Origin of the sequence: Ensifer adhaerens, assembly GCF_020035535.1 — a bacterium.
GTDB lineage: Bacteria > Pseudomonadota > Alphaproteobacteria > Rhizobiales > Rhizobiaceae > Ensifer.
This window is the reverse complement of record NZ_CP083349.1, coordinates 3,524,534-3,540,656: the sequence shown is the minus strand read 5'-3', so window position 1 is coordinate 3,540,656 and position 16,123 is coordinate 3,524,534. Positions and strand designations below refer to the sequence as shown.

The 16,123-nt window shown below is 63.0% G+C and carries 16 protein-coding genes; 14 read left to right on the top strand and 2 right to left on the bottom strand.

Translation table 11 applies throughout. From position 1 onward, the window contains the following. The first annotated feature begins 143 nt into the window (after positions 1 to 143). The 13 genes from LAC81_RS17275 to lpdA all read left to right on the top strand — a co-directional run bounded on the left by LAC81_RS17275 (position 144) and on the right by lpdA (position 14,162). Positions 144 to 689, top strand: coding sequence for a protease inhibitor Inh/omp19 family protein (locus tag LAC81_RS17275; RefSeq protein WP_113535267.1), 546 nt, complete (start codon positions 144 to 146; stop codon positions 687 to 689). A gap of 59 nt (positions 690 to 748) precedes the next feature. Then, on the top strand, positions 749 to 1,903 hold the full coding sequence (gene zapE / locus LAC81_RS17270) for a cell division protein ZapE (protein ID WP_223725792.1): 1,155 nt from the start codon (positions 749 to 751) through the stop codon (positions 1,901 to 1,903). A gap of 182 nt (positions 1,904 to 2,085) precedes the next feature. Then, positions 2,086 to 3,051: a malate dehydrogenase gene (mdh, locus tag LAC81_RS17265; RefSeq protein WP_113535265.1), complete on the top strand. Its 966-nt coding sequence runs from the start codon at positions 2,086 to 2,088 to the stop codon at positions 3,049 to 3,051. Between the two features lie 113 nt (positions 3,052 to 3,164). After that, positions 3,165 to 4,358: an ADP-forming succinate--CoA ligase subunit beta gene (sucC, locus tag LAC81_RS17260; RefSeq protein WP_113535264.1), complete on the top strand. Its 1,194-nt coding sequence runs from the start codon at positions 3,165 to 3,167 to the stop codon at positions 4,356 to 4,358. Positions 4,359 to 4,375: 17 nt separating this feature from the next. Then, a complete protein-coding gene (gene sucD, locus LAC81_RS17255) occupies positions 4,376 to 5,278 on the top strand; it encodes a succinate--CoA ligase subunit alpha (protein ID WP_058321727.1) in 903 nt (300 codons plus the stop codon). A gap of 247 nt (positions 5,279 to 5,525) precedes the next feature. Then, the gene (locus LAC81_RS17250) at positions 5,526 to 8,522 is read left to right on the top strand and encodes a 2-oxoglutarate dehydrogenase E1 component (protein ID WP_113535263.1); all 2,997 of its coding nucleotides are present in this window, start codon (positions 5,526 to 5,528) and stop codon (positions 8,520 to 8,522) included. 56 nt (positions 8,523 to 8,578) lie between these two features. Beyond that, positions 8,579 to 9,814 (top strand): 2-oxoglutarate dehydrogenase complex dihydrolipoyllysine-residue succinyltransferase, encoded by a 1,236-nt coding sequence (odhB, locus tag LAC81_RS17245; protein ID WP_223725791.1) that lies wholly within the window; start codon positions 8,579 to 8,581, stop codon positions 9,812 to 9,814. Between the two features lie 155 nt (positions 9,815 to 9,969). After that, on the top strand, positions 9,970 to 10,383 hold the full coding sequence (locus LAC81_RS17240; RefSeq protein WP_223725790.1) for an MAPEG family protein: 414 nt from the start codon (positions 9,970 to 9,972) through the stop codon (positions 10,381 to 10,383). A 31-nt stretch (positions 10,384 to 10,414) separates the two neighbouring features. Further along, on the top strand, positions 10,415 to 10,840 hold the full coding sequence (locus LAC81_RS17235) for a VOC family protein (protein WP_223725789.1): 426 nt from the start codon (positions 10,415 to 10,417) through the stop codon (positions 10,838 to 10,840). Then, positions 10,837 to 11,478: a LysE family translocator gene (locus LAC81_RS17230; protein WP_223725788.1), complete on the top strand. Its 642-nt coding sequence runs from the start codon at positions 10,837 to 10,839 to the stop codon at positions 11,476 to 11,478. The genes LAC81_RS17235 and LAC81_RS17230 overlap by 4 nt, the downstream gene beginning before the upstream one ends. Positions 11,479 to 11,480: 2 nt before the next feature. After that, positions 11,481 to 11,981, top strand: a complete 501-nt coding sequence (locus LAC81_RS17225) for a hypothetical protein (protein WP_223725787.1) — start codon at positions 11,481 to 11,483, stop codon at positions 11,979 to 11,981. Continuing rightward, complete coding sequence (locus tag LAC81_RS17220) at positions 11,978 to 12,730, top strand: SDR family oxidoreductase (protein ID WP_223725786.1); 753 nt, start codon at positions 11,978 to 11,980, stop codon at positions 12,728 to 12,730. The genes LAC81_RS17225 and LAC81_RS17220 overlap by 4 nt, the downstream gene beginning before the upstream one ends. A gap of 25 nt (positions 12,731 to 12,755) precedes the next feature. Further along, positions 12,756 to 14,162: a dihydrolipoyl dehydrogenase gene (lpdA, locus tag LAC81_RS17215; protein WP_223725785.1), complete on the top strand. Its 1,407-nt coding sequence runs from the start codon at positions 12,756 to 12,758 to the stop codon at positions 14,160 to 14,162. A 138-nt stretch (positions 14,163 to 14,300) separates the two neighbouring features. Here the strand turns inward: lpdA and LAC81_RS17210 are convergent, their stop codons facing one another. Beyond that, a complete protein-coding gene (locus LAC81_RS17210; protein WP_223725784.1) occupies positions 14,301 to 14,795 on the bottom strand; it encodes an acyl-CoA thioesterase in 495 nt (164 codons plus the stop codon). A 213-nt stretch (positions 14,796 to 15,008) separates the two neighbouring features. On the opposite strand from LAC81_RS17210, the gene LAC81_RS17205 reads away from it, so the two are divergent. Next, on the top strand, positions 15,009 to 15,488 hold the full coding sequence (locus tag LAC81_RS17205) for a DUF2867 domain-containing protein (RefSeq protein ID WP_223725783.1): 480 nt from the start codon (positions 15,009 to 15,011) through the stop codon (positions 15,486 to 15,488). Here the strand turns inward: LAC81_RS17205 and LAC81_RS17200 are convergent. After that, positions 15,485 to 16,057: a TetR/AcrR family transcriptional regulator gene (locus LAC81_RS17200; protein ID WP_223725782.1), complete on the bottom strand. Its 573-nt coding sequence runs from the start codon at positions 16,055 to 16,057 to the stop codon at positions 15,485 to 15,487. The genes LAC81_RS17205 and LAC81_RS17200 overlap by 4 nt on opposite strands. Positions 16,058 to 16,123 lie beyond the last annotated feature (66 nt).

The following is a 16,123-nucleotide window of genomic DNA, read 5'->3' as shown; positions in this document are numbered from 1 at the left end:
GGCTTGCCCGCGGCTCAGACGTTTCAATCCTGCAACAGGTCGCCAGGAATCGTCGTCCCTTGATTTGTCAGGTGGATTTGCTGTATTTCGGCCTATATTATCGCGTTGCATCATGGTTCGCGGACACGAACAGGAGTAGGGATATGCGGGTTATTCATGCGGCGGCGGGGCTGGCAGTTGTGCTTGCGCTGACCGGATGCCAGCGGACATCAATGGGCGGATTCAGTTCCCAGGATGCTTCACCTGCTCCCATCCAGGCCGCTCCGGTACCCTCGGTTTCGTCGAACCAGCTTCCGGCGCCGACCGGAAACACTTCGCAATTCCCGGCTGCACCGACGAACGGGACTATGACGCCCGGCACGGTCCAGCAGCCTGGCACGCAGGTCGCTGCGGCTGCCGGCGGCGGTCTTGACGTCACCAAGGAATCGATGGTCGGCAACTGGCGTGTATCGAGCGCCGGTAGCTCCTGCGACATGTTCCTGACGCTCACCAATCTCGGCTCCGGCTCGCGCGGCGGCACGCGCGGCTGCGCCGGCGAGCTGACGACGATGGGTTCCTGGGAAGTCGCCGGCAAGCAGGTGGTTCTCAAGGACCGCAGCGGCAACGCCATCGCCCGTCTCTACAAGACGGCGGATGCCCGTTTCGACGGCTCGACCAATGGCGGCCAGCCGGTAAGCCTCAGCCGCTGACGCCATAGAGCCCGGTCGCGCGCCGGGCTTTTGTTTTTCCGTCCCATCTCGGGTGAGACGTGCTCAATCCTGACGACAGTATCTACCGCAAGCTCGAAGCGCTCGTCGCGAGCGGCGAGCGTAAGCGCGACCCCGCACAGTTTACGATTGCGCGGCGCTTCGATCACCTTTCTGCAGAGTTGCTGGCCAGCCGCCCGTCGCGCAAGACCAATGCGCTCGGCTGGCTGTTTGCCTCGCGCAAGAAGGACCAGCCGCCGGTCAAGGGTCTCTACATCCATGGCGGCGTCGGGCGCGGCAAGACCATGCTGATGGACCTGTTCTTCGATACGGTGCCGATCCAGCGCAAGCGCCGGGCGCATTTCCATGAATTCATGGCCGATGTGCACGAGCGCATCTACAGGCACCGCCAGAAGCTCAAGAACGGCGAGACCAAGCAGGCCGATCCGATCCCGCCGGTTGCCTCGGAGCTCTTCGGCGAGGCGCGACTGCTCTGCTTCGACGAGTTTTCGGTAACCGACATTGCCGATGCCATGATCCTCGGCAGGCTCTTTGGCGAGCTTTTTTCCAAGGGTTGCGTGCTGGTCGCGACGTCGAACGTTGCGCCTGACGATCTCTACCGCGACGGCCTCAATCGCGGTCTGTTCCTGCCCTTCATCGATCTCCTCAAGGCGAATGCCGAGGTCATCTCTCTGGACACGGATACCGACTACCGCCTGACGAAGACCGACGGCAGTCCGGTATGGCTTTCGCCGCTCGGCCCGGAGGCGGATGCGGCCATGGCGCGCGCCTGGGCCCAGGAAACCCGCCACGAGGCCGCTGCCCCGGCGGAAGTGCCACGCAAGGGCCGCAAGATCCATGTGCCGGCCGCAGCCGGGCAAAGCGCCCGCTTTGCATTTTCCGATCTCTGCCAGCAGCCGCTGGGTGCGGCCGACTATCTTGCCATCCTCGAGCGCTATTCGACGATCTTCGTCGATCACGTGCCGCATCTGGGCCCCCACATGCGCAACGAGACCAAGCGCTTTATCCTCCTGGTCGACACGCTCTACGATAACGGGGCCCGATTGTTCGCTTCGGCCGCGGCCGAGCCGCAGGATCTTCTGACCCAGAAAAAGGGTACGGAAGGCTTCGAGTTCGACCGTACGGTTTCGCGGCTGATCGAGATGCAGAGCGAGGAATATGCCGCAGAGCACCCCGCCAATCGTGCTGTTTCATGACGCAGTCGTGACGAAAATTCTTACGTTTACGTAAGAATTTTATGATCTAACCGATTGAAATTCCTTCATCAAAAAGTATCGATTGATATTTTAACGATTGCCGTTTAATGGCTTCCGCGAAGGTTTGGCGTTTGCCGCGTTTCAGGCCTTGATCATATTGGGATCACAAAGGAAGCACTTTCATGGCTCGCAACAAGATCGCACTTATCGGTTCAGGGATGATTGGTGGCACGCTGGCGCATCTCGCCGGCCTGAAGGAACTGGGCGACATCGTCCTCTTCGACATCGCCGACGGCATCCCGCAGGGCAAGGGCCTCGACATTGCCCAGTCCTCCCCGGTCGAAGGCTTTGACGCGAACCTCACCGGCGCCAGCGACTACTCCGCCATCGAAGGTGCCGACGTCTGCATCGTCACCGCCGGCGTGCCGCGCAAGCCCGGCATGAGCCGCGACGACCTGCTCGGCATCAACCTCAAGGTCATGGAACAGGTTGGTGCGGGCATCAAGAAGTATGCTCCGAACGCCTTCGTCATCTGCATCACCAACCCGCTCGACGCCATGGTCTGGGCACTGCAGAAGTTCTCGGGCTTGCCGAAGAACAAGGTCGTCGGCATGGCCGGCGTTCTCGACTCGTCGCGCTTCCGCCTGTTCCTTTCCCAGGAATTCAACGTTTCGGTCCAGGACGTCACCGCCTTCGTTCTCGGCGGCCACGGCGACACCATGGTGCCGCTCGCCCGCTATTCGACCGTTGCCGGCATCCCGCTGACCGACCTCGTGCAGATGGGTTGGGTCACCAAGGAGCGCCTCGAAGAAATCATCCAGCGCACCCGTGACGGCGGCGCCGAAATCGTCGGCCTGCTCAAGACCGGTTCGGCTTATTACGCACCGGCCGCCTCGGCGATCGAAATGGCCGAAGCCTACCTCAAGGACAAGAAGCGCGTCCTGCCCTGCGCCGCGCATCTGACGGGCCAGTACGGCGTCAAGGACATGTATGTCGGCGTGCCGACCGTTATCGGCGCCGGCGGCGTCGAGCGCATCATCGAGATCGATCTCAACAAGGCCGAGAAGGAAGCGTTCGACAAGTCGGTCGCTTCGGTCGCCGGTCTTTGCGAAGCCTGCATCGGCATTGCGCCGAGCCTGAAGCAGTAATCGCGTCCCGCTGAGCGGGCGTCCCCGTATCCGCTCAGCCTCTTTGTTTTTGCCGCATTGGTGCGGGTAGGTGCCTCACCTGCCCGCATAATGCTCCAGACAGGAAAACCACCATGAACATTCATGAATATCAGGCCAAGGCTCTCCTGAAGAGCTATGGCGCACCGGTCGCGGAAGGTGTTGCGATCTTCTCCGCCGATGAAGCCGAGGCAGCTGCCAAGTCGCTCCCGGGCCCGCTCTACGTGGTCAAGAGCCAGATCCATGCCGGCGGCCGCGGCAAGGGCAAGTTCAAGGAACTTTCCGCCGACGCCAAGGGCGGCGTTCGTCTTGCCTTCTCGATCGACGAAGCCAAGGCTCATGCCAAGGAAATGCTCGGCAACACGCTCGTCACCGCGCAGACCGGTCCGGCCGGCAAGCAGGTGAACCGCCTCTACATCGAGGACGGCGCCGACATCGATCGCGAACTGTATCTGTCGCTGCTCGTCGACCGCTCGGTCGGCCAGGTTGCCTTCGTCGTTTCGACGGAAGGCGGCATGGACATCGAGGCCGTTGCGCACGACACGCCGGAAAAGATCGTCAACGTCGCGATCAACCCGGAAGCCGGCGTCACCGCCGCTGATCTTGCCAAGCTCACCGCGGCCCTGAAGCTCGACGGCGAAGCCAAGGCTGACGCCGAAAAGCTCTTCCCGATCCTCTACAAGGCCTTTGTCGAGAAGGACATGAGCCTGCTCGAGATCAACCCGCTGATCGTCATGAAGAACGGCCGCATGCGCGTTCTCGACGCCAAGGTTTCGTTCGACGGCAACGCGCTCTTCCGCCACGACGACATCAAGGCACTGCGCGACGAAACCGAAGAAGACGCCAAGGAAATCGAGGCCTCCAAGTGGGACCTCGCCTATGTGGCGCTCGACGGCAACATCGGCTGCATGGTCAATGGCGCAGGCCTTGCCATGGCGACGATGGACATCATCAAGCTCTACGGCAAGGAGCCGGCGAACTTCTGCGACGTCGGCGGCGGCGCCGGCAAGGAGAAGGTCGCGGCAGCCTTCAAGATCATCACGGCCGACCCGAAGGTCGAGGGCATCCTCGTCAACATCTTCGGCGGCATCATGAAGTGCGATGTCATCGCTGAAGGCGTCGTTGCGGCCGTACAGGAAGTCGGCCTCAAGGTTCCGCTGGTCGTTCGTCTCGAAGGCACGAATGTCGAGCTTGGCAAGAAGATCCTGAACGAATCCGGCCTGGCGATCACCGCCGCCGACGATCTGGATGACGCTGCCAAGAAGATCGTCGCCGCGATCAACGGCTAACTGAAGGACCAGACCTAATGTCGATTCTCGTTAACAAGAACACCAAGGTCCTCGTTCAGGGCCTGACCGGCAAGACCGGCACCTTCCATACCGAACAGGCGCTTGCCTATTACGGCACGCAGATGGTCGGCGGCATTCACCCGAAGAAGGGCGGCGAAACCTGGACCGGCTCCAAGGGCGAAACCCTGCCGATCTTCGCTTCGGTTGCCGAAGGCCGTGAAAAGACCGGTGCGGACGCATCCGTGATCTACGTTCCGCCGGCAGGCGCTGCGGACGCGATCATCGAGGCGATCGATGCGGAAATCCCGTTCATCACCTGCATCACCGAAGGCATCCCGGTTGCCGACATGGTGCGCGTCAAGGCCCGTCTCGACCGCTCCAAGTCGCGCCTGCTCGGCCCGAACTGCCCCGGTATCCTGACGCCGGAAGAATGCAAGATCGGCATCATGCCGGGCTCGATCTTCCGCAAGGGTTCGGTCGGTATCGTTTCGCGCTCGGGTACGCTCACCTATGAAGCCGTGTTCCAGACCTCCAACGAAGGCCTCGGCCAGACGACGGCTGTCGGCATCGGCGGCGACCCGGTCAAGGGTACCGAGTTCATCGACGTGCTCGAGATGTTCCTGGCGGACGAAGCCACGACCTCGATCATCATGATCGGCGAAATCGGCGGCTCGGCCGAAGAGGATGCGGCGCAGTTCCTCATCGACGAAGCCAAGAAGGGCCGCAAGAAGCCGATGGCCGGCTTCATCGCCGGCCGTACCGCGCCGAAGGGCCGCACCATGGGTCACGCCGGCGCTGTCGTTTCCGGCGGCAAGGGCGATGCGGAATCCAAGATCGCCGCGATGGAACAGGCAGGCATCCGCGTGTCGCCTTCGCCGGCCCGTCTCGGCAAGACGCTGGTCGAAGTCCTCAAGGGCTGATCGCAAGACTTCTGCCCGGGCCGGACCGATCCGGCCCGGGCAATCTGCAGTCCGCGTGTTTCCTTGGCTGATGCAAGATCAGGATACGCGGCAATGAAGTGCCACGGTGACCCGGCGCGTCCTCAAGGATGCGCGGCATCGTAGGAAAAAGGCCCGGCGCCCGGACGCGCCGAACGAACATGAACGACCGGGATACCCGGCAACCCAACTTCAGTCAGGAGGCGGACAGAACAGTCCGCGTGAGACCATGACAAGGCAAGAGGCCAACGAGCAATTCCAGCTCACTTCGTTTCTGGACGGCGCCAACGCCGCCTATATCGAGCAGCTCCATGCACGCTACGAGGCGGACCCGGCGTCCGTGTCGGCCGAATGGCAGGCCTTCTTCAAGGCGCTCGCCGACCGGCCGGAAGATGTGGTGAAGGCAGCCAAGGGCGCCTCCTGGAAAAAGAACAACTGGCCGATCCCGGCCAATGGTGAACTGGTCTCGGCGCTCGATGGCGACTGGGGCACGGTCGAGAAGGTCATCGAGAAGAAGGTCAAGGCGAAGGTTGAGGAAACGGCTGCCGCCACCGGTACCGTTGCCAGCGCCGCCGACATCCACCAGGCGACGCGCGATTCCGTCCGCGCCATCATGATGATCCGTGCCTACCGCGCCCGCGGCCACCTGCATGCCAAGCTCGATCCGCTCGGCCTTGCTGCCCCGGTCGAAGACTACAACGAGCTTTCCCCCTCGAACTATGGGTTCGAGGACAAGGATCTCGATCGCAAGATCTTCATCGATAACGTGCTCGGCCTCGAATACGCGACCGTTCGCGAGATGGTCGAGATCCTCGAGCGCACCTACTGCTCGACGATCGGCGTCGAGTTCATGCACATGTCCAACCCGGAAGAGAAGGGCTGGATCCAGGAACGCATCGAAGGTCCGGACAAGGGCGTCGAGTTCACGCCTGAAGGCAAGAAGGCGATTCTGCAGAAGCTGATCGAGTCGGAAGGCTTCGAGCAGTTCATCGACGTCAAGTACAAGGGCACCAAGCGCTTCGGTCTTGACGGGGGTGAATCGCTCATCCCCGCGCTCGAGCAGATCATCAAGCGCGGCGGCCAGGAAGGCCTGAAGGAAATCGTGCTCGGCATGGCCCACCGCGGCCGTCTGAACGTGCTTTCGCAGGTCATGGCCAAGCCCCACCGCGCCATCTTCCACGAGTTCAAGGGCGGTTCCTACGCGCCTGACGACGTCGAAGGTTCGGGCGACGTGAAGTACCACCTCGGTGCTTCCTCCGACCGCGAATTCGACGGCAACAAGGTTCACCTGTCGCTGACGGCGAACCCCTCGCACCTCGAAATCGTCAACCCTGTGGTCATGGGCAAGGCCCGTGCGAAACAGGACCAGATGGCGACCGTCTTTGAAGGCGACATCATCCCGCTGCGCGAACGTTCCAAGGTCATGCCGCTGCTGCTGCACGGTGATGCTGCCTTCGCAGGCCAGGGCGTGATTGCCGAAATCCTCGGCCTTTCGGGTCTGCGCGGCCACCGCGTTGCCGGCACCGTGCATTTCATCATCAACAACCAGATCGGCTTCACTACCAATCCGGCCTTCTCGCGTTCGTCGCCCTATCCGTCCGACGTCGCCAAGATGATCGAAGCGCCGATCTTCCACGTCAACGGCGACGATCCGGAAGCGGTTGTCTACGCGGCCAAGATCGCCACCGAATTCCGGATGAAGTTCCACAAGCCTGTCGTCATCGACATGTTCTGCTACCGCCGCTTCGGCCATAACGAAGGCGATGAGCCGGCGTTCACCCAGCCGAAGATGTACAAGGTCATCCGCGCCCACAAGACCGTCGTCCAGCTCTACTCCGACCGACTGATTGCCGAAGGCCTGATCACCGAAGGCGAAGTCGAGAAGATGAAGGCCGATTGGCGTGCTCACCTCGAGCAGGAGTTCGAGGCCGGCCAGTCCTACAAGCCGAACAAGGCCGACTGGCTCGATGGCGCCTGGTCGGGCCTGCGCTCGGCCGACAACCAGGATGAACAGCGCCGCGGCAAGACCTCGGTGCCGATGAAGCAGCTCAAGGAAGTCGGCCGCAAGATCTCGGAGATCCCGGCAGGCTTCAACGCGCACCGCACGATCCAGCGCTTCATGGAAAACCGCGCCAACATGATCCAGACCGGCGAAGGCGTCGACTGGGCCATGGCCGAAGCGCTTGCTTTCGGCACGCTCTGCATCGAGGGCACCAAGATCCGCCTGTCGGGCCAGGACTGCGAACGCGGCACCTTCTCGCAGCGCCACTCGGTTCTCTACGATCAGCAGACCGAAGAGCGCTACATTCCGCTCGCGAACCTCGCGCCGACCCAGGCCCGCTACGAAGTCATCAACTCGATGCTTTCGGAAGAGGCGGTTCTCGGCTTCGAATACGGCTACTCGCTCGCCCGCCCCAACGCGCTGACCCTCTGGGAAGCCCAGTTCGGCGACTTCGCCAACGGTGCGCAGGTCGTCTTCGACCAGTTCGTCTCCTCGGGCGAGCGCAAGTGGTTGCGCATGTCGGGTCTCGTCTGCCTGCTGCCGCACGGCTATGAGGGTCAGGGTCCGGAGCACTCCTCCGCCCGCCTCGAACGCTTCCTGCAGCTCTGCGCCGAAGACAACATGCAGGTCGCCAACGTCACGACGCCGGCGAACTACTTCCACATCCTGCGCCGTCAGGTGAAGCGCGACTTCCGCAAGCCGCTGATCCTGATGACGCCGAAGTCATTGCTGCGCCACAAGCGTGCGATCTCCAGCCTATCGGAAATGGCCGGCGAAAGCTCGTTCCACCGCCTGCTGTGGGACGACGCCGAGGTTATCAAGGATGGTCCGATCAAGCTGCAGAAGGATTCGAAGATCCGTCGCGTCGTGCTCTGCTCGGGCAAGGTCTATTACGACCTGCTCGAAGAACGCGAAAAGCGCGGCATCGACGACATCTACCTGCTGCGCGTCGAACAGCTCTATCCGTTCCCGGCCAAGGCGCTGATCAACGAGCTCAGCCGCTTCCGCAACGCGGAGATGGTCTGGTGCCAGGAAGAGCCGAAGAACATGGGCGCCTGGTCGTTCATCGACCCGTACCTCGAATGGGTTCTCGCCCATATCGACGCCAAGTATCAGCGCGTGCGCTACACCGGCCGTCCGGCCGCCGCCTCGCCGGCGACGGGCCTGATGTCGAAGCACCTGGCGCAGCTTGCCGCTTTCCTCGAGGACGCGCTGGGGGGCTGATGCTCCCCACGCTCTGAGCCAATAGAAACAGATATCTGATCAACGGAACAAAAATCATGGCAACAGAAATCCGCGTTCCCACCCTTGGCGAATCCGTCAGCGAAGCGACCGTCGGCACCTGGTTCAAGAAGGTCGGCGACGCCATCAAGGCCGATGAACCCCTGCTCGAACTCGAAACCGACAAGGTGACGATCGAAGTTCCGGCACCGGCTGCAGGCACGCTCTCCGAAATCGTCGCCCAGGCCGGCGAGACCGTCGGCCTCGGCGCGCTGCTCGGCCAGATCGCTGCAGGTGCCGCCGGCGCCGCTGCAGCCGCCCCGGCCGCCGTTGCTGAAAAGAAGGCCGAGCCTGCTGCTGCCGCGCCGGCTGCTGCTGCTGCTGCTCCGGCCGCTTCGTCGATGCCGCCGGCACCGGCTGCTGCCAAGCTGCTCGCTGAGAACAACCTCTCGGCTGACCAGTTCGATGGCTCCGGCAAGCGTGGCCAGGTGCTGAAGGGTGATGTGCTCGCTGCCGTCGCCAAGGGCATCTCTACGCCGGCCGCTTCCGAGCCGGCCAAGGTTCAGGCCCGTGCACCGTCGACGGCCGAAGACGTCGTTCGCGAAGAGCGCGTCAAGATGACCCGCCTGCGCCAGACGATTGCGCGCCGCCTCAAGGACGCGCAGAACACCGCGGCCATGCTCACCACCTACAACGAGGTGGACATGAGCGCCGTCATGGCGCTGCGCAACAAGTACAAGGACATCTTCGAGAAGAAGCACGGCGTGAAGCTCGGCTTCATGGGTTTCTTCACCAAGGCCGTGACCCACGCGCTGAAGGAAATCCCGGCCGTCAACGCCGAGATCGACGGCACCGACATCATCTACAAGAACTACTGCCACATCGGCGTCGCCGTCGGCACGGACAAGGGTCTTGTCGTTCCGATCGTTCGCGATGCCGACCAGATGTCGATCGCCGAAGTCGAGAAGGACATCGGCCGCCTCGGCAAAGCCGCCCGTGACGGCGCGCTGTCGATGGCCGACATGCAGGGTGGTACCTTCACCATCTCCAACGGCGGTGTCTACGGCTCGCTGATGTCTTCGCCGATCCTCAACGCGCCGCAGTCGGGTATCCTCGGCATGCACAAGATCCAGGATCGCCCGGTCGCCATCGGCGGCCAGGTCGTCATCCGCCCGATGATGTACCTCGCGCTCTCCTACGATCATCGCATCGTCGACGGCAAGGAAGCCGTGACTTTCCTCGTTCGCGTCAAGGAAAGCCTGGAAGATCCGGAGCGTCTGGTTCTCGATCTCTAATCTTTGAACAGACGGGGGCGCCTCTGCGCGCCCCCGTCGATCGTCATGCCTGTCGGAGACAGTGGTTGAGCGTTCACCCGCCACCCTTGCCGAGGTGGTTTGCCACGGCGGGAACGTGATACTGATCTGGATTGATCCTGAGAGTGCGAGGGGTGATGGAAGCCGCAGCCGCGTCGACTGAAATCTGGGTGCTCGGCTGGAGCGTCGTGTTGCTAGTCGCTCACATCCTGGTGCAGGCGCTGTCGCTGGACCTCGCCGGAGACCTCGGTGTCAAATACCTGCTTGGCCCCCGGGATGAGCAGCGCGTTTCGAAGAGCATCGTGGCAGGACGTCTGCTGCGGTCGCTTCGCAACATGCTGGAAACCTACCCTGCCTTCGTCGCCCTTGCGCTTGCATTGGCGGTGACCGGCAAGACCGGCGGTCTTGGCGCGGTCGGTGCGGTGACGTGGATTCTGGCACGGGTGGTCTATACCGGCCTCTATGTGGCCGGCATTCCTGTGTTGCGCTCCATCGTCTGGTTCGTGTCGATCATCGCACTGTTGCTGATGGTCGCTCGGCTCATGGCATAGCATCCCTGCGGCAAGGCAAGAGGAGATTGGCATGGCATTCGGACCCAACGTTCCGCCGATCCAGGCGCATATCTGCGTCAAGGACGGGCTTGCTGCCATTGCTTTCTACGAGAAGGCCCTGGGCGCGGTGAACAGCTTCCATGCGATGGCCGAGGACGGCAAACGGGTGATGCACGCCAATCTCGCGATCTATGGCGGCGAGGTCATGCTGCACGACGAGTTCCCCGAATTCGGCGGCAGCGTGTTGTCGCCGAAAACCATCGGCGGCACCGGGGTGGCGATCAGCATCAACCTTCCTGTGTCAGCCGACGTCGATGCAGCCTATGACAAGGCGGTTGCCGCCGGGGCATCGACAGTGCTGGAGCCGCAGGATACCTTCTGGCACGCACGCTACGCGCGTATTCAGGATCCCTTCGGCCACGTCTGGGCCTTCAACGCACCGGTCGCAAAATCATGAGCCAGTATCTTTTCGAACTCGCATCGCTGATGGCGATCTTCGCCTTCGCCATCGTTTCTCCCGGCGCCGACCTTGCCATGGTCATGCGCCAGTCGATCGTGCATGGACGCCGCCCGGCGATCATCACCTCCTTCGGCATCGGCACGTCGCTGATGTTCCACGTGACCTACACGATCCTCGGCCTCGGCCTGATCATTTCGCAGTCGATTTACCTCTTCAACATCGTCAAATGGTGCGGCGTCGCCTACCTGATCTATATCGGCATCAAAGCGCTGCGCGCCGGCCAGACGGAGATCAAGGTGGAGCGCGCGGACGGCAATGAGCAGGGTAAGGGCCAGTCGGCCGCCAAGGCTTTCGGCCTCGGTTTCGCCGCCAATGCCCTCAATCCGAAGCCGGTGTTCTTCTTCCTGTCGATCTTCTCGACCGTCGTCAGCGCCCACACGCCGATCCTCGTCAAGTTCGGCTACGGCCTCGTCATGGCCACCTGCCTGATCCTCTGGTTCGTCGGCGTCAGCCTGTTCATGACGACGCCGCGCATGCGCGCCGCCTTTACCCGCGCCAGCAAGTGGATCGACCGCGCCAGCGGCGTGGTCTTCATTGCGCTCGGTCTCAAGCTCGCGACGGAGAAGGCTGCCTGATCATGGTTTCCGGTCGCCTCGCCCTGATCCTGTTGGCAAGCGCGCTTGCCGCGCCCGCCGCTGCCGCCGACTGCAAGCAGTCGCACGCGATCTATGCCGATCGCGACGGCGGCTACGAGCTGCGCTTCGAGCCGGTCGGCTCACCAAGTGCGGCAACCAGCAACCACTTCAAGGTGGCGGTGCTGAAGCCCGGGCTGCTGCTCGACGGCGTGGTGATGCCGGCGGGCGAACCGGAGCGCGCGACCGGGCTGATCATGCACAATTGCCCGGAAGGGGATGCGACCGGCGAAGAACTGCGCGCCTGCACCGTGTGGCAGGGTGTGGTCTATGCGCTCGACAAGGCCGGCGCGATCGGTGAGATCCCGGCTGAGAGCGAGCCGGCGGCCGCGCAGCTGCTGCTGCCCGATTTCGGTCCATCCCTCAGGGCATCGGGCGCCTGGGGCAAGGGTAAAGCCGAAGCCGACAGTTGGGATTCCTTCGCGCTCAAGGGATGCGCCGCATGAACCATAACCCTGTTCTTCTCGTGACCGGCGGTAGCCGCGGCATTGGTGCTGCCATCTGCCTTGGCGCCGCAAAGGCTGGCTGGCGCGTCGTCGTCAACTATGCGTCCAACCGCGATGCGGCCGAAGCCGTCGTGCATGCGATCGAAGCGGCGGGCGGCACGGCGATCGCGGTTCAGGGCGATGTCGGTTCCGAGGCTGATATCCAGGCGCTCTTTGCCGCGGTCGATGCGGCCTTTGGCCGGCTTGATGGCCTCGTCAACAATGCGGGCATCGTTGGCCAGACGGCCCGCGTCGACGAGATGTCCGCCGACCGGCTCGAGCGCATGTTCCGCATCAACATCACCGGCTCCATCCGTTGCGCGGCGGAAGCCGTTCGTCTCATGTCGACGCGCTACGGCGGCAAGGGCGGCGCCATCGTCAACATCTCCTCGATGGCCGCCGTGCTCGGTTCGTCGGCGCAATATGTCGACTACGCCGCTTCGAAGGGTGCGATCGACACTTTCACGACAGGCCTTTCGCGCGAGGTGGCGGCGGAGGGCATTCGCGTCAACGCGGTCCGGCCCGGCATCATCGATACCGAGATCCACGCGTCCGGCGGCCTGCCGGACAGGGCGCGCGATCTCGCCAACACCATTCCCGTCCAGCGACCCGGCACCGCCGAAGAAGTCGCTGACGCGGTTCTCTACCTCCTGTCGGACAAGGCGACTTATGTGACCGGAGCAATTCTCAATGTCAGCGGCGGGCGGTAACCGTCCCTGAAGGAAGGATCTTCAAATGGCTTATGATCTCATCGTTATCGGCAGCGGCCCCGGCGGCTATGTCTGCGCCATCAAGGCGGCACAGCTCGGCCTGAAGGTGGGCGTCGTCGAGAAGCGCGCCACCTATGGCGGCACCTGCCTCAACATCGGCTGTATCCCGTCGAAGGCGCTGCTGCATGCCTCCGAGATGTTCCACCAGGTCGCCCACGGCGTCGACGCGCTCGGCGTCGAGGTTGCAGCACCCAAGCTGAACCTTCAAAAGATGATGGCCCACAAGGACGCGACCGTTAAGTCCAACGTCGAAGGCGTCTCGTTCCTGTTCAAGAAGAACAAGATCGATGGCATCCAGGGCACCGGCAAGGTGCTTGGCCAGGGCAAGGTCTCGGTCACCAACGACAAGGGCGAGGAGCAGATTCTCGAAACCAAGAACATCGTGATCGCCACCGGCTCCGACGTCGCCGGCATTCCGGGGGTCAAGGTCGACATCGACGAGAAGGTTATCATCTCGTCGACGGGCGGCATTGCGCTCGAAAAGGTCCCGGCCAACATGATCGTCGTCGGCGGCGGTGTCATCGGCCTCGAACTCGGCTCGGTCTGGGCGCGTCTCGGCGCCAAGGTGACTGTCGTCGAGTATCTCGATTCGATCCTCGGCGGCATGGATGGCGAGGTTGCCAAGCAGTTCCAGCGCATGCTCGCCAAGCAGGGCATGGACTTCAAGCTAGGCGCCAAGGTGACCGGCGTCGTCAAGGACGGCAAGGGCGCCAAGGTGACCTTCGAGCCGGTCAAGGGCGGTGACGCCGTGACGCTCGATGCGGACGTGGTGCTGATCGCCACCGGCCGCAAGCCCTACACAGAAGGTCTCGGCCTTGCGGAAGCCGGCGTCGTCATGGACCAGCGCGGCCGCGTCGAGATCGACCACCACTTCCAGACCAGCGTTGCCGGCATCTACGCGATCGGCGACGTCGTGCGCGGCCCGATGCTCGCCCACAAGGCCGAGGATGAGGGTGTCGCCGTTGCGGAAATCCTCGCCGGTCAGGCCGGTCACGTGAACTATGACGTGATCCCTGGTGTCGTCTACACCCAGCCGGAAGTCGCTTCCGTCGGCAAGACCGAGGAAGAGCTGAAGGCTGCAGGCGTCGCCTACAAGGTCGGCAAGTTCCCGTTCACCGCCAACGGCCGCGCGCGCGCAATGCTCGCCACCGACGGCTTCGTGAAGATCCTTGCGGACAAGGAAACCGACCGCGTTCTCGGCGGCCATATCGTCGGCTTCGGCGCCGGCGAGATGATCCACGAGATTGCCGTGCTGATGGAATTCGGCGGTTCGTCGGAAGACCTCGGCCGCACCTGCCATGCGCATCCGACCATGTCGGAAGCGGTCAAGGAAGCCGCACTTTCGACCTTCTTCAAGCCGATCCACATGTAAGGATCATGCAGGGGGCTGCGCCAACGCGGCCCCCTGTTTCCAGCCGCGCGTTTCAGGCGTGCTGGCTGCTGTTCACCTGCGCAACGTCAGCGCTTGCTGACATTATTGCCATCGGCCTTTCTGGTCCTGGCGACGGCCTCACTCCTCAGAAGCAGACCTGATCGCGTGGAAACGCTCTTCGAACTCGCGCCTGAGGGTGCGCCGTGCCTCTGCCGCGCGCTGCCGCTGCTTGCGGTCGGCGGTATCGGTGACAAGGGCGGGAACAGGCGTCGGGCTTCCGTCGGCATCGACCGCGACCATGGTGAAATAACAGGAATTGGTATGGCGGCGTTCGCCGCTGCGGATGTTTTCGGCTTCGACCCGGATGCCGATTTCCATAGAGGTGCGGCCGGCATTGTTGACCGCAGCGCGGAAGGTGACGAGTTCGCCGACATGGATCGGCTGGCGAAAGATCACCTGGTCAACCGAAAGGGTCACCGCATATTGTTGCGAATAGCGCGAAGCGCAGGAGAAGGCCACGCGATCCAGGAGATTGAGCAGCGCGCCGCCGTGGACCTTGCCGCTGAAGTTCGCCATATCAGGCGTCATCAGCACGACCATTTCGAGTTCGCGCGTGTCGTAGCTGGTTTCCATTGTTCGTCTCCAGAATTTGCACCGTTCCGCTTGAGTTATGCAGCTTGGCCGATGGAAGGGAAGAGCCTGGTGCTTGGCGAGCAATGGTCTGTTGCGCAGGGCGGGATGTGACGATTGGCCCGAGGGCTGCGACAAGCGGCCCCCTGTCCAGTGGCGGTGGGCGGCGCAATCATGTTTCACACCACAAGCGATGCCGAGGCATCAGGAGGAAACATGAAACCGAGAGCCGTGGCCATCTCTCTGCCGAACCGGCATCTACCGGAAGCAGATTGGGCCGACCGATTCGAGCTTGCCCTTGACGGCAAGGGCGTGACCGCTGCGGAAGCGGCCGAACGTTCGCTGGGCCGTTCGCCGCGATGGATCCGCGAGCTTCTGCGGCTTCGCAACGGCGTAGTCTCGATCGTCGGCCTGAAGTCGGCCGCGCCGAAGCCGGGTCGTTTCGGCTTGGTCGGGGCGTTCCCGGTGCTGTCGAAAAGCGATGACGAAGTGGTGCTCGGCTTCGACGACAAACATCTCGATTTTCGCATCGTCGTGGACGTCAGGGCAGGATCGGCCGTCAACCAGATCGTCGGCGTCACCACACTCGTCCGGCGGCACAATGCGTTCGGGCGGGTTTACCTTGCGGCGGTCACGCCGTTTCACAAGATGATCGTGCCGACCCTTTTGGCGCGGGTGGCGGGTCCGGGCGGCTAAGCTGAAATCTCGTTCTTCAGCCCGAAGAGCAGCAGGTCCAAGTTGTCGCTCGCGCTGGCCAAGCGCGTGGCCGGATCATCCGCCTCTGCAATCCAGAGCGCCGCATCGGCGAGGGCGCCATTGATCAGCCGCGCCAATGTCTCCGCATCCCCCTGACGCACGATGCCCCCGGCCATCATGGCCGAAAGCCGGGCGGCGAGCGAAGCGAGGCATTGCCGCCTGCTCGGCTCCAGCACGCTTGCGCCGAGAACTGCCGGTGCGTCCTTCAACACGATTTGTCGAATCTCCGGCTCGAGCGCCATCTCCAGATAGAGCTTACAGCGGCGCACGAACCCTTCCCATAGATCCGCGGCCTCGGAGGCGGCATCGAGCCGCACATCCATCCCGGCGTCCAGGGTTTCCACGACAGCCTGCAGCAGGCCCTTCTTGTCGCCGAAATGGTGATAGAGCGCGCCGCGGGTGAGGCCGGCCGAAGCGGTGAAGTCGTCCATGGAGGTCTCGGCGTAACCGCGCCGGCTGAAGGCATCCCGCGCGGCGGCGATCAGCTTTCCCCTGGTCTCCGCGATCATGTCGCTGCGTGCGCGCCTTGGCATTTGCCGCTCCTTTTGCATACGTATCGTATGTTAATTGACATG

Excerpts from the sequence above, each read along its gene's own strand:
- LAC81_RS17275 (WP_113535267.1), top strand. The coding sequence starts at position 144 with ATGCGGGTTATTCATGCGGCGGCGGGGCTGGCAGTTGTGCTTGCGCTG.
- mdh (WP_113535265.1), top strand. The coding sequence starts at position 2,086 with ATGGCTCGCAACAAGATCGCACTTATCGGTTCAGGGATGATTGGTGGC.
- sucC (WP_113535264.1), top strand. The coding sequence starts at position 3,165 with ATGAACATTCATGAATATCAGGCCAAGGCTCTCCTGAAGAGCTATGGC.
- sucD (WP_058321727.1), top strand. The coding sequence starts at position 4,376 with ATGTCGATTCTCGTTAACAAGAACACCAAGGTCCTCGTTCAGGGCCTG.
- LAC81_RS17250 (WP_113535263.1), top strand. The coding sequence starts at position 5,526 with ATGACAAGGCAAGAGGCCAACGAGCAATTCCAGCTCACTTCGTTTCTG.
- odhB (WP_223725791.1), top strand. The coding sequence starts at position 8,579 with ATGGCAACAGAAATCCGCGTTCCCACCCTTGGCGAATCCGTCAGCGAA.
- LAC81_RS17240 (WP_223725790.1), top strand. The coding sequence starts at position 9,970 with ATGGAAGCCGCAGCCGCGTCGACTGAAATCTGGGTGCTCGGCTGGAGC.
- LAC81_RS17235 (WP_223725789.1), top strand. The coding sequence starts at position 10,415 with ATGGCATTCGGACCCAACGTTCCGCCGATCCAGGCGCATATCTGCGTC.
- LAC81_RS17230 (WP_223725788.1), top strand. The coding sequence starts at position 10,837 with ATGAGCCAGTATCTTTTCGAACTCGCATCGCTGATGGCGATCTTCGCC.
- LAC81_RS17225 (WP_223725787.1), top strand. The coding sequence starts at position 11,481 with ATGGTTTCCGGTCGCCTCGCCCTGATCCTGTTGGCAAGCGCGCTTGCC.
- LAC81_RS17220 (WP_223725786.1), top strand. The coding sequence starts at position 11,978 with ATGAACCATAACCCTGTTCTTCTCGTGACCGGCGGTAGCCGCGGCATT.
- lpdA (WP_223725785.1), top strand. The coding sequence starts at position 12,756 with ATGGCTTATGATCTCATCGTTATCGGCAGCGGCCCCGGCGGCTATGTC.
- LAC81_RS17210 (WP_223725784.1), bottom strand. The coding sequence starts at position 14,795 with ATGGAAACCAGCTACGACACGCGCGAACTCGAAATGGTCGTGCTGATG.
- LAC81_RS17205 (WP_223725783.1), top strand. The coding sequence starts at position 15,009 with ATGAAACCGAGAGCCGTGGCCATCTCTCTGCCGAACCGGCATCTACCG.
- LAC81_RS17200 (WP_223725782.1), bottom strand. The coding sequence starts at position 16,057 with ATGATCGCGGAGACCAGGGGAAAGCTGATCGCCGCCGCGCGGGATGCC.